The organism is Roseicella frigidaeris (genome assembly GCF_003258945.1).
GTDB classification, from domain to species: domain Bacteria; phylum Pseudomonadota; class Alphaproteobacteria; order Acetobacterales; family Acetobacteraceae; genus Paracraurococcus; species Paracraurococcus frigidaeris.
Genome location: NZ_QLIX01000021.1, coordinates 79,768 through 94,764, shown reverse-complemented (window position 1 = coordinate 94,764; position 14,997 = coordinate 79,768). Strand labels below are relative to the sequence as shown.

The 14,997-nt window shown below is 70.1% G+C and carries 14 protein-coding genes; 3 read left to right on the top strand and 11 right to left on the bottom strand.

Features of this window, described 5'->3' with window-relative positions:
* Window positions 1-143 precede the first annotated feature (143 nt).
* Window positions 144-1,712 (top strand): Wzz/FepE/Etk N-terminal domain-containing protein, encoded by a 1,569-nt coding sequence (locus DOO78_RS20925; RefSeq protein WP_111471825.1) that lies wholly within the window; start codon window positions 144-146, stop codon window positions 1,710-1,712.
* 213 nt (window positions 1,713-1,925) lie between these two features.
* Here DOO78_RS20925 and DOO78_RS20920 read toward each other — a convergent pair whose 3' ends face one another.
* Both DOO78_RS20920 and DOO78_RS20915 read right to left on the bottom strand, forming a co-directional pair.
* Window positions 1,926-2,765 carry an LLM class F420-dependent oxidoreductase gene (locus DOO78_RS20920; RefSeq protein ID WP_111471824.1) on the bottom strand — a complete coding sequence of 280 codons (840 nt, stop codon included), beginning with the start codon at window positions 2,763-2,765 and terminating at the stop codon, window positions 1,926-1,928.
* Window positions 2,766-2,953: 188 nt separating this feature from the next.
* On the bottom strand, window positions 2,954-3,313 hold the full coding sequence (locus DOO78_RS20915) for a YciI family protein (protein WP_111471823.1): 360 nt from the start codon (window positions 3,311-3,313) through the stop codon (window positions 2,954-2,956).
* Between the two features lie 583 nt (window positions 3,314-3,896).
* Between DOO78_RS20915 and DOO78_RS20910 the strand changes: the two genes are divergently transcribed.
* Both DOO78_RS20910 and DOO78_RS20905 read left to right on the top strand, forming a co-directional pair.
* Window positions 3,897-4,427: a GNAT family N-acetyltransferase gene (locus tag DOO78_RS20910; RefSeq protein ID WP_165839012.1), complete on the top strand. Its 531-nt coding sequence runs from the start codon at window positions 3,897-3,899 to the stop codon at window positions 4,425-4,427.
* Between the two features lie 166 nt (window positions 4,428-4,593).
* On the top strand, window positions 4,594-5,475 hold the full coding sequence (locus DOO78_RS20905; RefSeq protein ID WP_165839011.1) for a DMT family transporter: 882 nt from the start codon (window positions 4,594-4,596) through the stop codon (window positions 5,473-5,475).
* Window positions 5,476-5,506: 31 nt separating this feature from the next.
* On the opposite strand, the gene DOO78_RS20900 is transcribed toward DOO78_RS20905, so the two are convergent.
* From DOO78_RS20900 to DOO78_RS20865, 9 genes are all read right to left on the bottom strand, one after another.
* Window positions 5,507-6,556 carry an amidohydrolase family protein gene (locus DOO78_RS20900; protein WP_111471820.1) on the bottom strand — a complete coding sequence of 350 codons (1,050 nt, stop codon included), beginning with the start codon at window positions 6,554-6,556 and terminating at the stop codon, window positions 5,507-5,509.
* Between the two features lie 209 nt (window positions 6,557-6,765).
* Window positions 6,766-7,974: a M14 family metallopeptidase gene (locus tag DOO78_RS20895; protein WP_111471819.1), complete on the bottom strand. Its 1,209-nt coding sequence runs from the start codon at window positions 7,972-7,974 to the stop codon at window positions 6,766-6,768.
* A 692-nt stretch (window positions 7,975-8,666) separates the two neighbouring features.
* On the bottom strand, window positions 8,667-9,770 hold the full coding sequence (locus tag DOO78_RS20890) for an LLM class flavin-dependent oxidoreductase (protein WP_111471818.1): 1,104 nt from the start codon (window positions 9,768-9,770) through the stop codon (window positions 8,667-8,669).
* Between the two features lie 22 nt (window positions 9,771-9,792).
* Window positions 9,793-10,758: a Bug family tripartite tricarboxylate transporter substrate binding protein gene (locus DOO78_RS20885; protein WP_111471817.1), complete on the bottom strand. Its 966-nt coding sequence runs from the start codon at window positions 10,756-10,758 to the stop codon at window positions 9,793-9,795.
* Window positions 10,755-11,906 (bottom strand): acyl-CoA dehydrogenase family protein, encoded by a 1,152-nt coding sequence (locus tag DOO78_RS20880; RefSeq protein ID WP_111471816.1) that lies wholly within the window; start codon window positions 11,904-11,906, stop codon window positions 10,755-10,757. The genes DOO78_RS20885 and DOO78_RS20880 overlap by 4 nt, the downstream gene beginning before the upstream one ends.
* Window positions 11,903-12,064, bottom strand: a complete 162-nt coding sequence (locus tag DOO78_RS27675; protein WP_165839010.1) for a hypothetical protein — start codon at window positions 12,062-12,064, stop codon at window positions 11,903-11,905. Before DOO78_RS27675 ends, DOO78_RS20880 begins: the two co-directional genes overlap by 4 nt.
* 463 nt (window positions 12,065-12,527) lie before the next feature.
* Entirely contained in the window at window positions 12,528-13,364 is an 837-nt protein-coding gene (locus DOO78_RS20875; protein ID WP_111471815.1) for a CmcJ/NvfI family oxidoreductase, read from the bottom strand.
* Window positions 13,365-13,392: 28 nt separating this feature from the next.
* Window positions 13,393-13,638: a hypothetical protein gene (locus tag DOO78_RS20870; protein ID WP_111471814.1), complete on the bottom strand. Its 246-nt coding sequence runs from the start codon at window positions 13,636-13,638 to the stop codon at window positions 13,393-13,395.
* 33 nt (window positions 13,639-13,671) lie between these two features.
* Window positions 13,672-14,982: an O-acetylhomoserine aminocarboxypropyltransferase/cysteine synthase family protein gene (locus tag DOO78_RS20865; protein WP_111471813.1), complete on the bottom strand. Its 1,311-nt coding sequence runs from the start codon at window positions 14,980-14,982 to the stop codon at window positions 13,672-13,674.
* Between the last annotated feature and the right edge of the window lie 15 nt (window positions 14,983-14,997).

Genomic DNA, 14,997 nt, shown 5'->3' with positions numbered 1-14,997 from the left:
CCCCGCTCCTCCATCCACAACCCGGGTCAATTCCTCATGGCAATCCCGGGTCAGCTCTCACTGGCATTCAACACTGACGGACCGGACATGCATCGGCATCGCCGGCCAGTACTTCACCGACATGTCGGGAGAGATGTGACTCGATGACTTCGCAGCGCCTCCTGACCCGTGCCGACCTGCCGCGGCCCGATCGCGTCACGGCCCTGATGGCCACGCTGCCAGGCCATGGCGCGCCGCCATCGGAATTGCGGGCCGTGCTGGGCTTCCTGCGGCGGAATTGGCGGTTCATCGCGGGCTGCGGCGCGGCGGCGCTGGTGCTCGGCCTCGCGGCCTTCCTGCTGATGCCCGCCCGGTACAGCGCCACGACCTCCCTGGTGGTCGAGAACCGCCGGCCACGGCCGGTGGTGGAGGCGACCAGCCCGACGGAGGATCTCGGCTATGTCGAGACCCAGATCCTGACCATCCAGTCGGACCTGATCCTTGGCGCCGTCGTGCGGGACCTGCGGCTGGCCGAGGACCCGTATTACGACCAGGGGCGGTCCTCGATGCTTGGCGGTCTGCGCAGCCTGCTGTCCGGCGGCTCCGGGACGGCCGGCACCGGCCCGGAGGACATGGCCCGGCTGCGCGAGCAGGCGGCGGTGGAGCGGCTGCGGACCACCTCGCGCGTCCGCCGCCTGGGCAATTCCTTCGTCGTCGATATCGGCGTGACCAGCGACGAGGCGGAGAAATCCGCCCGCATCGCCAATGCGATCGCGGCGCAGTTCGTCGAGGACCAGCGCCGCCTCGGCACGCTGATCACGGACCGGACCAACCCGGCCTCCACCACCCGCATCATCTCCCCGGCGGCCCGGCCCCTCAAGCCGACCGGTCCTGGCGGCGCCGTGGTCCTGCTGGTCTCGGCCCTGCTGGGCCTGGCGGGCGGCAGCGCCTTCGCAGCGGTCTGCGAGACCCTGGACCGGCGCCTGCGCAGCGCGGGCGATGTGGAGCGGCGGACCGGCCTGCCCTGCCTCGGCGTCATCCCCGCGGTACAGCCGCAGGCTGCGGGACGCCCGGCGCCGGGCTCCGTGGATGCGCTCTTCCCCGCCGGCAGCCCCTGGCGCCATGCGACGGAGCAGCCCCGTTCGGACGCCACCGAGCGCATGCGCCTGATGCGATCGGCCATCGAGGAGTGGCGCCGCGATGGCGATGCGCTGGTGGTCGGTTTCGCCGCGCCCACGGCCGGGCAAGGCCATGCGGTGGTGGCCGCCAACCTGGCGGCCCTGATGGCCGAGGCGGGGTGCCGGACGCTGCTCGTGGATGCGGACTTCCAGCGCTCCCCGCTCAGCCGGGCGGCGCAGACCGGTGGTGCCGACCTGCAGCCGCCGATCCGGCGCGGGATGCCGGGCGAGCCGGACTTCCTGCCGCTCCCGGGGCCGGCGGGCGGCCCTGCGGCGGCCGAGACGCCGCGCCAGCGTGCCGGGCTGATCCAGCGCTCGGCGGCGGGCTACGACGTCATCCTGGTGGACCTTCCATGCCTGAGCGGCTTCGGCGACGCCCGCGTGCTGACGGAGGTGCTGGACGCGCTGGTGCTGGTCGCGGATTGGGGCAAGGTCGAGAGTGAGGAGCTGGTCGAGACGCTGCGGGGGGTCCGGCAGCCGGACGCCAAGGAACTGGCCGTCGTCCTGACCGGGGCGCCATCGCATGGCGGGGCAGGCCGGCGCGGCGCGGCCTGACAGCCGCTCGGCGCATCACGCTGCCGCCAGCGGGGATGTGGGTTCGCGCCACGACGCCATCGGCGCTGGCCAGGGCGGCGATCCATTCCGTGCCAGGCTGATGCCCGTCGCCGCGGCCTTGCCCTGCGAAGCCCCCTGCCCCGCGGCGGGATGCCTGGTGCGGCCGGTGGTCCAGCCAGTCGGCTGCGCCACCTGGCCGCGACCCTGTCGCCGTCATCCCTCGCGGATCAGCTCGGCCCAGCGATCGAGGATGGGAAGGATCTTGTCCTCCCTGTCGGAATCAAGCGACACGACCGCGCGGGCAACGCCGAGGTCGCGGAAGCGCCGGATCTCGTCGCGGTTCTCGGCTGCGCCGAAGGCGGTGATCGGGAGGCTCGCAGGGTCCCGGCCCGCTTCGGCCGCCATGTGGCGGAACTTGTCCAGGGCTTCGTTCAACGGCGCACGGCCGGCGATCGGAATCCAGCCATCCCCGTAGCGAATGGCGCGGCGCGCCCCCTGGGGAAAGGCACCCCCGACAAGGATGGGCGGATGCGGCTTCTGGACGGGTTTCGGCCAGGCCATCATGGGATCGAAATTGACGAATTCGCCGTGGTACTCGGCCTTCGACTTGGTCCAGATCTCCTTCATCGCCTCGATGCGCTCGCGTGTCAGCTTGGCCCGAGTGTCGAAGGCCGTGCCGTGATTCTCCATCTCATCCTGGTTCCAGCCAACGCCGATGCCGAACAGGAAGCGTCCGGACGAGATCTGATCGAGCGACGCCACCAGCTTGGCGGTCTGGATCGGATCGCGCTGGTTCACCAGGCAGACGCCCGTGCCGAGTTTGAGCTTCGTCGTCGCCATGGCCGCGGCCGTGAGGCAGACGAAAGGGTCCATGCAATCGTAGTAGCGCTTCGGCAACTCGCCCCCGCCCGGCCATGGCGATTTGCGGGACAGCGGAATATGCGAATGCTCAGGGGCCCAGACCGATTCGAAGCCGCGTTCCTCGAGCGCGCGGCCGAGCGCCGCGGGCGTCATGGAATAGTCGGTGAAGAACATCGAGGCACCGAACTCCATGGCCGTTCCTCCGGTTATTGGCGCGAGCCTACAGCGGATGTTTCACGGTTGAGGAGGGCCAATCGCCGGCGGGCAGCGGTGCCGCGACGTCGCGGCACCGGAATGAGCGATTATGCTGAGCGCATCATCGACCGGGCGCAACCCTCAGCCGGTTGCGATGCAGGGGCGATCCCGGGCCGAAGGGTGCCTCATGACGCCTTGGCTTGCTGGGCGAGATGCCGCGCCATCAAGGTCTGCCAATCATCGGTGATCCTGCCTTCCTTCACCGCGACGAACATCGGCGCGACCTCGATCCTGTCCCAGGCGCCGTTCTCCACATAGGGCTCCTCCCGCACCCAGGCATCCACCGCCGCCCGATCCGGGAAGTCGCCGATGACGATGGAGCACATCATGCGGCCATCCTCGGCCAGCATGCTGCCAGCGAAGTGGATGAGACCCTGACCGATGGCCAGCTTCATGCGCTCGAAATGCGGCGCGCGCTTGGCCTGCCGGCGTGCCGCGGCCTCGCCGTCGAGCTTGTCGTAGGCAAGGATGGCATATGTGGTCATCGAGAACTCCCTCTGCGATCGGTGGTCGGTTGCGGGCAGGTCCTGGCCGGGGCCGATTGGATGGCGGCCGCTCCGGCCTCCGGGTCACGGGCTACAGGGCTGGCCGCGGGCAGTATCGCGGATGGTGCCTTGGTAGGCATGCTTCTTTCCGAAGCCGGCCGGGCGGCGCCGCTGGCCACCCAGCCTGGTTCCCGGATGACGGGCGCCACGGATTTCTCGCACGAGGCTCAGCGCGGAATGGCTCGCTCCAGCCTGGTCCACTCAGCCGCTTCGGATGGCCGCCGGTGAGGCCCGGGGCCTGCTTCGCCGGGAACGAGGACCTATGCTGGCCATGCTGCATCACGCCCGCCGGGTTGCTGACGACATCGATCCCGGACGGCGTCGTGGCTCCGCCGGGGCGGGTCCCGGCCTGGCCGGGCACACCGCTCGCTTCTGCGCCATATACAACTTTTGATTTTTAATTCATCATTGAAAAAACCCCATGATGGTTGTAAGACTCCGTAATGAGTGCCGGGAAGTTGCATCCCTCTCGCGCGCGCACTGCAGTGCACAAATACAAATCCAAATCGCTACGGGGATTCCCTTGAACTCGCTCATCAAAGAACAGTTTTCTTGCAAGGATGATCATACAGTCCTTGTCCGGACGCTGCTGCCGGGTGATGCGCAGGGCCTTGCGGCACTATGGCAGGAAATGCAGATACACTACGGCAAGCCGGTCACCGCCGAGATGGCGCGGAAAGCCGCCGAGTTTGCCTGTGGCAACGAGCAGCAGGGAGAGTTTGGACCAAGGATTCTCGTGGCCGCATCGGATGATGGCAGAATTCACGGGTCCATCGTGCTGAACGTCAGCTTCCCCGCCAACGAGCTGACCCGTTCCCTGTACATCAGGGACCTCTATGTGTCTTCCTCGGCCCGCCGCCTGGGTATTGCAAAGGCCCTGCTCCGTGCCGCATCGGCCCTTGCCCTGGCGCAGGGCTTCTCGGCGCTCGACTGGACGACGGATGCCGAGAACGCCAATGCCCGTCGCCTCTACAGCAGCCAAGGCGCCCGGCAGCTGGAACGGGTTTACTATCGGCTCGATACGGATGACCTGAAGCGTCTTATTGCCGTGTGACGGCAGCGGGAACGGCATCCGGCCGCCCAGGTTCGGGGCTATCCGTTGGCTGCGACGTCAGGCTGAGACGGATCTCGACGGTGGGGACTGCGTGTCATGCTAGACAACCGCGATACATAGATAGGCCTCCTCGGGCATGCCGCCTTCAGCCTCGACATCTGCCCGCTTGCCCGAAGGGCGCCTGAGGCGGCTGGGTGGCTCAACCACGGTGCTGCTGCTTGCAGCGATTCTGCTGTTCGGAGCGTCCTGGCCGGCAGTCAAGATCGCCCTGATAACGACCTCGGCGAGCCCCTTCTGGCTTGCGGCCGTGCGGTCCTGTCTCGCATGTCTGACCTTGCTCATTCTCCGCGGCGGGCGGCTCGTGCGCCCCGCCGCGGCAGATGCGCCCGCATTGCTGGCCATCGGCGTGCTGCAGCTGACCGCCTTCTTCCTGTGTTGCCACCTGGCGGTCAGGTCCGTGCCTGCCGGCCAGACGGCGATCCTGTCGAACGCCGCGCTCATCTGGGTCGTGCCGCTGACTGCCCTGTTCGGGCAGAAGGAGCCAGCCCTGCGCTGGTTCGCTGCCATGGTCACCTTGTGCGGCGTCGTCGTCATCGTCCAGCCCTGGGCCATCGACTGGGGCGAGCTCGATTCCATGGCGGCCTACCTGGCGTTGCTCGTGGCCGCATTCGCCTGGGCGTGCACCATTCTCGTGATTCGCGCCCGGCCGCCCCAGCTGCATGTGTTGGAGCTGCTGCCGTGGTCCTTCGCGATCTCGGCCTGCCTCCTCATCGCCCTGGCCATGATCCTCGAGCCGACTGGCGGCATTCCGCCCGGGGCGTGGCCGGTGGCCTTGTTCAATGGGATGATCGTCGCCCCCTTCGGCACGAGCTGCCTCATCGAACTGTCCCGCCGGCTGTCGCCGATGATTGCGACGATCGCCATCATGGCCATTCCGCTGACCGGCGTGCTCATGGGCAATTTCATCCTGGGCGAGCGGATCGGCTATGATCTCATCTGCGGGGGGCTTCTGATCGCCCTGGGCATGATCATGGCGTCTCGGAGCTGATCCCATCGCAAGAGCATGGTGCGATCCTGTCTCAAACTGTCTCCGACAGGCGATAGACCCGCGCTGACGTGCCGGAGAACAAGGCCCGCTTTTCGTCGTGCGAAGCCCCCGCGGCAAGGCGCTTGAAGGCGTTCCAGAGCTCGGCATAGCCGATGCCCATCTTTTCCACGGGGAAATTGCTCTCGAACAGGCATCGGTCGGCGCCGAACAATTCGATGCAGGTTTCGATATACGGCCGCCAGTGGGCGGCGAGCTCGGCGGAGGTCGGCGGCCTGGGCAGCGCCCCATAGTCATAGGCAGCCAGCCGCATCATCATGCCACCGAGCTTCACGACCACATTGGGGCACTGCGCCAGAGCGGCCATGCCCGCCTTCCAGTGCGCGAACACCGAATCGGCGTGGCCAGCATAGGGGCCATAGCCGAGCGGGCCGCCGCAATGGCCGAGGACGAAACGCACCGAAGGATGGGCGCGCACCAGCTCCAGGGCTTCGCCGAGCTGCGTGTGGAAAACCCAGAGATCGAAGGAGAGGCCGAGCGCGGCAAGCCGTTGCAGCCCGGCCCGGAAATCCGTCCGCTGCAGCAGGTGCGGCGCAGGATGGCCATTGCCGATGATCGGATCGGCGTCCCAGGCGGCGGAATGCCGCACGCCGCGGAAGCGCCCGCCACCAGCGCGAATATGCGCCTCGAGCACGGTCTCGACGCGGTCACCGAGCGTGAGATCGGCGAAACCGACGATCGCGGCGGCGATGCGCGTCGGACCATAGCCGCCGCTGTCGCTCATCGCCGCGATGCCGGCGACGAACTCCGTCTCGCCGACCGGCCGCATCTCCTCGGGGCCGGAGGCGCGGTACATGGCATGGCACTGGACGAAGACGGTGGCGGCAACTTTGTGCCCGGTGCGCAGGTCGGCGAGGAATTCCGGCAGGAGGTAGCGCTGATCCGGCCGGTGCCACAGGTGATGGTGCGCATCGATGATCGGCAGGTCCGGCTCCAGCGCCGGCTCCGGCGGGCGCTGCGCGAGCCAGGCAGCGTTCGGAGGAAAGATCCGTCCATAGCGCGTGGGATGATCGAAGTTGCGCATGCAGTCCTCCCCAATCCTGTCCGGGGCGCCCCTCGCAGGAGGATGGCATGCTGGCCGATCGGGCACGAGCCGGGCAAGGCATGCGGTTGCCGGTGCCGGGAGAGGCTTCGGCCGCACCGACATCAGCCTCGCCACGCTGCGACCGGTCCGGACCGTCCCATTCGACTTGGCGCGCATCGGCTGCCAGCGGCGGCATCCGCCGCCGCCGATCACTCGGGGTAGCCGGCAGGCTCCCGCGCTTCCGGCCGGTTGAACAGGATGAAAGCGAGGGGGTTGCCGGGCTCGGCCATGGCGTCGCTGCGCAGCCCCGTGATCTCCCCGGTCACGCCGCTCGCATAATCCGCGACCACCTCGCCGAAGGCGTTGCGCTGGACTGCGACCTTCTGCCCCACCTCGACCCGGTCATTGAGCTTGACCAGGAACTCCACGAGCCCACCGGCGGTGGCCAGGATCGGAAAGGCGTCGTTGCCGACATAGACACGCACGTCCTTGGCCGTGCGTCCCATGGGTCCGGCCAGGATGCCGTGATGCCTGAGGACGTTCATCGTGCCCTCCACGAACAGCGCGATCATCCCCGGATCGAGGACGCGCGCCGCGCCGATCTCCGGCGTGAAGGACGGGATGCCTGCCTCCATGAAGGCGTTGTGCAGCACGCCCGTATAGACCGGATTGTCGAAGATCTGGCCGACCGGATACAGCTCCAGCATGGCCCGGACGGCCGGCACGCTCATCTCCCCGATGTTGAACGCCGTCACCTCGAAGCCGGTCGTCCCCGTGTGGAAATCGATCGCGTAGTCGGCGTTGGGCCGCAGCAGGCGGTTGAACAGCAGGCCCGCATGCCGGCTGGCCGCCGTGAGGCCGTTCTCGTTGCCTGGCCATTCCCGGTTCATGTCGATCAGATCGGCGCCTCGGCCCGCATCGGGCCAACGACGCTGCATGCTCTCCAGGGCCGGGCCGGACACGTCCGTGACCGCCATCACCGTGCCCGACATCGCGGCCGGGTCGAGCTGGTTCATCACGGTCTGGACGGCGTGGATCGAACTCATCTCATCGCCATGCACGCCACTCACCAGGATGACGCGCTTGCCTGGCCTCGCCCCGCGGACGACCGTCACGGACGCATGCCGGTGCTGCCCGGTGGGCATCGCCACGCCACGGAAATACAGCAGGTGCTTCCGGCCGGGCTCCAGGTCGTTCACGTCCAGCGCCGTGACGACCCGCTTGCCGTCGATCACGTCGCCAGTATAGGCCGTCCGCGGCTGGGGCGCCGGCGGCGAGGTTGCACCCCCCTGCGCGCTGGCAGGGCTGGTGCCCCGGGCCAGGAAAGCGGCAGCGCCGACACCCGCAGCCGATGCGATCAAGACGTTGCGCCGGACGACGCCGGTCGCGTCGATATCCGTCCTTTTGTCTTCGGGCATGTTGGCGTTCCTCCGCTGCGGACCAGACATACTGGTCGTCGCCGCAGGGCGGCGGTAGGGCAGGGGTCATCGGTGACCCTATCCGACGAGCCAAACGGCTGGCATTCATTCGCCTGCGTTGCACGATCGCAGCCATTTGGACGATCGCGGCATCACCACGCCGCCCGACACCGACCACGCCTGGCGGCGGGCGCGGTGAGCACGCCTCCGTGCCAACGGCCGGAGACAGGCTCCACAGATCTCTTCTGGAGCGTGAGGTGGACGAGCGGATATCGCGCGCCAGGCGCGGGTGGTGGATTGCTGCCGCCCGCGCCGCTGGACGAGGATGCTGCCCCGTGGCGCCGCAGTCCAGCTCAAGAGCCAGGTGCGGCGCTTGAGCCCTCGCGGGGACCATTCCACCGGATGCGCGAGCGCCCCGGTCTCAATCCTGGCCCGGCGTCACGGCTTGTGCCGATGGATCCGGCAAGATCGATGAAATGACGGAGGGCAACCGGGGCGCGGCCAGGCATCCCACCATCGCGGAGGCCATCGGGACGCCCCGCGGCGGTGAGGACGGGCTCGCATGGGCAGCAGGGACACCGGCCACCCACGCGCTCCCGCTTGCATGCGCCGATGCGAGATCGGCGCTCAGCCTACGCTCCGCTTGCCAGGGTGGGCTGGGTAGACAAGGGAGGGATGCAGATGGAGCATGATCATTCCGCAGCGGTCCTCAGGGCTGCCTGTGCAGCGACCGCCTGGCGCACCGCTGGCAGCAGGCTGCGGCCATACTCTTCGGCATCCTCCAGCGGATCGAAGCCGCGGATGAGGAAGGTGTCGACGCCGAGCGCGTGATAGGCGGCGAGGCTCTCCGCCACCTGCTCCGGCGTGCCGACGAGGGCGGTGGTGTTGGCGCCGGCGCCGACCGCCGCGGCGACCTCGGTCCAGAGGCGGGCATCGCGCACCCGGCCGCCGGCCGCGGCCTCCAGGAGGCGTCTGGAGCCAATGCTCTCAGGCTTTGGTCCACCCGAGCCAACAGCATCCGCGCGCAACGCCCTGATGCGCTCGATGATGGCATCGGCCCGCGCCCAGGCCGCAGCCTCGGTCGCCGCCAGCACCGGGCGGAAGGACATGCTGAAGCGGATGGTGGCCGGGTCGCGCCCGGCCTTCGCCACGCTGGCCCGCACCCGGGCGATGGTCTCGCGCGCCTGGTCGAGCGTCTCGCCCCAGAAGGCGTAGACATCGGCGAGCCGGCCGGCGATCTCGATGGCGATGTCCGAGGAGCCGCCGAAGAAGACCGGGATGTGCGGCCGCTGCAGCGGCTTCACCTCGGCGAAGCCGCCCTCGAAGCGGTAGTAAGCGCCCTCGTGATCGAAGGGCTTCGGCTCGGTCCAGAGCCGCTTCAGCAGGGCGACATACTCCTCCGAGCGCGCATAGCGCTGCGCGTGGTCGAGCCAGTCGCCATCCTTGCGCTGCTCGGCCGAGCTACCGCCGCTGATGACGTGGATGGCCGCCCGGCCACCCGAGAGCTGGTCGAAGGTGGCGAATTGCCGCGCCGCCAGCGTCGGCGCGATGAAGCCCGGCCGGTGCGCCACCATGAAGCCGATGCGCGTCGTGGCCGCGGCGGCGTGCGAGGCGACGAGCAAGGCATCCGGGCTGCTGCTGCCCCAGGCGACGAGGATGCGGTCGAAGCCGGCCGCCTCATGCGCCTGGGCGAAGCGGGCGATGTAGCCCGGATCGACCACCGCGCCCGCGGGTGGGTGGATCTCGGACTGTGCGCGATGCGCGATCATGCCGATGAACTGCAGGGGATGGGCCATGGTGCGTCGTCCTTTCTGTTGCTCAGGCGATGCGGAGGCGGCGCAGCGCCTCGCCGATCGCGGCATGGTCGGCGGCGACGCGGCGGCCAAGCTCGTGCGGCGCGATCGCCTCCGGCCGCAGGCCGAAGCGGCGCAGCGCGGCGTCTACCTCCGGCTCGCCGAGGCTGTCGTTGAAGTCGCGGTTCAGCCGCTCGATGACGGATGCCGGCGTGCTGGCCGGCGCGAAGAGGCCGAACCAGCCGGAGCCCGGCCAGTCCTGCCCGATGCCGAGCTCCGCCGCGGTCGGCACCTCCGGGAAGGCATCCCAGCGGTCCGGCCCGATGACGGCGAGCGCCCGCAGCCGCCCTGCCTGCACATGCGGGGCGGCGATGGGGTCGATGATCAGATGGCAGTCGCCGGCGGCCACGCTGTTCGCCGCCGGCGCGCTGCCGGGGAAGGGAACATGCACCGCCTCGAAGCGCCCTTCCTCGGCGAGCAGGGCGCCGCGCAGATGGCCGGCGGAGCCGATGCCGGCCGAGCTGTAGTTCAGGATGCCCGGCTGGCGCCGCGCGAAGGCGATCAGCTCCGGCAGGGTATGCGCCGGCACCGAGGGATGCACCGCGACCAGGCTATAGGACTCGCCCGCCGAGGCGATCGGCGCCAGATCGCGCAGCGGGTCGTAGCCGACCGCCGAGAGATGCGGCGCGATGGTGAGGTTGCCGGCCGAGGCGTTGAGCAGCATGTGGCCGTCCGGCCTGGCGTCCGCCACCTGCCGCGTGCCGACCGTGCCGCCGGCGCCGGCCCGGTTCTCGACCAGCACCGGCACGCCGAGCCGCGCCGCCAGCGCCCGCGACATGAGGCGGGAGACGTTGTCGTTGGTCGCGCCGGGCGGATAGGGGCAGAGATAACGGATCGGCCGGGCCGGAAACTCCCCCGGGCCGGAACTCGCCCAGGCAGGCAGGGCCGCGGCGGCGAGGCCGGTGCCGAGCAGCAGGCGGCGCGACATCATGCCGCACCGCCCGCGAGCGCGACGCGCCCGGCCGCGAGGTTCGCCGCATCCGCCGCCGGCGCGTGCATGCGCACGCACTGCACGTCGCGCCAGTGGCGCTCCAGCGGGTTGGCGCGGTCATGCGCATGGTTGCCGGCGAGCAACGTGCAGCGCTCCACCGCGCGCACCGCATTCTCCGCCAGCACCACCTTCAGCGCGCCGGATTCCGCGACCGAAGGCGGCTGGCCGGCATCGGTGGCCAGCGCCAGCGCCTCGGCGATCCGGGCATTGGCGGCGATCAGGCCCTCGATCTCGCCGATCGCCTCCTGCACCCGCGGCAGGGTGGCGAGCGGCGCGCCGAGGCTGCCGGGCGCCCGCCGGTGCAGGAAGCCGGCGGTCCAGTCCCGCGCCGCCCGGGCCACGCCGGTATAGACCGCCGTGACCAGCACCGTGTTCCAGGCGAGCTGCGTGGCATCCGGGCCGGCCGCGGCGCCGGGCGGGGCGAGGCCGATCGCGTGCTCTGCCGGAATCCACACCTCGTGGAACAGCACGTCATGGCTGCCCGAGGCCCGCAACCCGAGATGGTCCCAGGTCTCGATGATCTCGATGCCCGGCGCCTCGGCCGGGACGAGGAAGCTGCCGATGCGTGTCTCGGCCTCATCCGTGCGGCCATGCACCTCGAGCCAGCGCAGCCCGGGAACGCCGGTGCTGTAGCGTTTGTGGCCGGTGATGACCCAGCCATCGCCGGCGCGGTGGGCCACGGTCGCCGGCAGGCCGCCGCGGGTTGGCGAGCCGAGCTCCGGCTCCACGCGCAGCGCGTTGATCAGCGCGCCTTCCGTCACGGCCTCCTGCTGCACGCGCTCGCGCAGCGCCGCGGGCCAGGCCGGGCTGCGGGCGAGGGCGGCATGCTTGATGTACTGCATGGCCAGGATGAGGGCGGTCGCCGGACAGGCGGCGCCGAGCTTCGTCACCGCCTCCGCCGCGAGGCGCAGGCCGGCGCCACCACCGCCCAGGGCGGTCGGCACCGTCAACCCCGGCAGGCCCGCCAGACGCAGTAGCTCCAGGCTATCATGCGGGAAGCTGCCGGCCCGATCATGCCGCGCGGCGGCGGCGGCGATGTCCGGCAGATAGGCCGCCAGGCTCGTCAGTGGAGCGGGGAGCGCCGTCATGTGCCGATCCCGCCAGGGGACTGGCCGGGGAACTGGTCAGGGGACTGGCCATGGCTGCAGGCGAGCGTGAGGCCAGCGGCGCGCTGCGCCTCGGCGAGACGGGTGACGGCAACGCCGAGAAAGCGTCCCTGCACCGCGATGGGTCGGGAAGTGTTCATGCGGATATCTCCAGGCACCGGGGCAGCACGCTGGTCGGGACGGTCACGATGGACGACGCGGCGGCCAGGGGCGCGCGACGACAGCGCCGGCAAGGCGAACCCGGGCAGGGAGCCGGATAGGGCCCTGCAACGGGGAGACGGTGCTTCGGCACGTGGTGGCGCGGTGCAGGCTGCATCCTTCAAATCCCGCGGCTCCAGCGCGCAATGCGCCGGATACAGGCCCATTTAATGGCCGCATAAAATAGTGAGTCAATAGATATACCTTTTTATCGTAGTGAAAAATCGGCCCGTTCCGGCAGGCGGCGCGCGCCGCCTCGGCACGGGCTGCCCGGGCAAAAAAATGGCCGGGGCGGATGCCCCGGCCGAGTTGGGAGGAAACGCCAGTCAGATGTCGCCAAACGCGCCTGCCGAGGGCAGGCGCCTCCGCCGGCGACGGGCGGAGCGATGTCCGGCCGGAACGCGCTCAGGCGTCGGCCGGATTCCAGAAGACCAGGGTCCGGACCTCGATGCTCCGCCGCGGCGGCGCGTCCGGCGGGCTGGTCGGGTCGTCGAAGGCACCGTGGAAGGAGAGCCGGGCACGGCCATCGTCGGCGCTGTCGTAGCACTTGATGAGCAAGGCCTCCTCCGGCCGCTGCCGCGGGAAGTAGACCCAGCGATGCCGGGGATTGTGCACCACCTGGTAGGTGACCCCAACGCGATCGGCGTAGACGAGGTCGCTCTCCACCAGATCCTCGTCCCGGATGCTGGTCCAGTCCGCCAGGGCCAGCGGGCTCTCCTGCACCACCTCCAGCGGCCGCCACAGGTTCACGATGGCGAAGCGCTGGCGCAGCAGCGCCTCGGCTTCCGCGGGAAGCAGGCTCCTCACCCGCTCCGGCGCCGAGCCATAGGTATAGTCGTTGTGGACGCGCTTGGCCGGCTCGCGCAGCGCCGGATCCGCCTGCAGGCGGGCGGCATCGCGGACATTGTGGTCGAAGGCGACCACGCGCGTCGCTCCCAGGGCCTGCCGCACCACGCGCTCCACCTCGGGGAGATAGCGGGCGCGCACGGCTGCCGGATCGTACCAGTCGGCGAAGCCGGTCGGTGCCTCGATCAGGGCGAACCCGTTGCGGTCCAGCGTGAACTCGGCCTCCCGGCCGCGGCCATCCTCGACCGGGACGAGATGGGCCTCGGTCTCGATATTCGTCTCCGGCACGCCGGGCGGCGGGGCGGCGACGTAGCGGCGCGGACGCTCCGCGATCGGCCTCAGATAGTTCAGCGGCGCCTGGATGACGCGCGGCGCAAGGGCGGCAGTATCGGGCATGAGGTTCCTCCCATGGGTTGATCGGCGTTCAGCGGTCCTTCGGCACCAGGCGCAGGATCGGCGCCGGTCGCAGCACCGGCGGCGTCGCCGGCACCGCCTGCGCCCGGTCCAGCATCAGGCCGGCGATGCGGGCCGCCTCCTCCGGGCTCGGGAAGCGCTGGCCGTGCAGGTCGGCGACGACCGGGTCGGCGGCGATGAAATGCCAGCCCTCGACATGCGAGACGACCGCGCCGAGGCAGCGGGCGCCGACCATGACGGGATGCGACCGGATCATCCTGCCTGCCTCCGCCGGGCGGGGACCATGACGCTATTCCGCTGCCTGGCGCAGACCATCGCCCGCGCTGCGCAGGGCTTGGTCGAGATCGCCCAGGATGTCCTCGATGTGCTCGAGGCCGATCGAGAGCCGGACATAGCCGGGCGAGACGCCGGTGGCGCGCTGATCCTCGGGCGAAAGCTGGCTGTGGGTGGTGCTGGCCGGATGGATCGCCAGGCTGCGGGCATCGCCGATATTGGCGACGTGGTAGAAGAGCCGCAGCGCATCGATGAAGCGGCGGCCGGCCTCGGCGCCGCCGGCGAGCTCGAACCCCACCAGCCCGCCCTTGCCCTGCGGCAGATAGGCGGCGGCGCGCCGGGCGGCCTCGCCCGTCAGGTGCTTCGGATGGATCACCCGCACCACCTCGGGCCGCGCCGCCAGCCAGTCCGCCACCGCCTCGGCGTTGCGGCTGTGCTCGCGGATGCGCAGCGGCAGCGTCTCCAGCCCCTGCAGGAAGAGGAAGGCGTTGAAGGGCGAGAGCGAGGCGCCAAGGTCGCGCAGCAGGGTGGTGCGCGCCTTCAGCGCATAGGCGATGGGGCCGAGCGGCTTCGCCGCCTCCACCCAGACCGCGCCGTGATAGCTCGGATCGGGCGTGTTCAGCGCCGGCTGCCGGGCCGGATGCGCGGCCCAGTCGAAATTGCCGCCATCGACGAGGATGCCGCCGATGCTCGTGCCATGGCCGCCGATATACTTGGTCAGCGAGTGGAGGACGATGGCGGCGCCATGCGCGAAGGGCCGCACCAGCAGCGGCGCGGCCGTGTTGTCGACGATCAGCGGGATGCCGAGCGGCCGGCCGAGCGCCGCGACCTCGGCGATCGGGAAGGGCTCGAGCTTCGGGTTCGGCAGGGTCTCGGCATACCAGGCGCGGGTGCGGTCGTCGCTGGCGCGCGGGAAGGCCGCCGGGTCGGCAGGATCGACGAAGCGCACCGTGATGCCCTGGTCCCGCAGCGTGTTGGCGAAGAGGTTCCAGGTGCCGCCGTAGAGATCGGTCGAGGAGACGATGTTGTCGCCGGCCCGCGCCAGGTTCTGCACCGCGAAGGCCGAGGCGGCCTGCCCGGAGCCGACCGCGAGGGCGGCGGCGCCACCCTCCAGCGCGGCGATGCGCTGCTCCAGCACATCGATCGTCGGGTTCATGATCCGCGTGTAGACATGCCCCACCTCCTCCAGCGCGAAGAGGCGGGCGGCCTGGGCGGTGTCGTCGAACTGGTAGCTGGTCGTCTGCCAGATCGGCACGGCGACGGCGCGCGTGCCGGGATCGCGGCGCCAGCCGGCATGCAGGGCCAGGGTCTCGGGATGGCTGGTCATGGCGGGTCGCTCCCT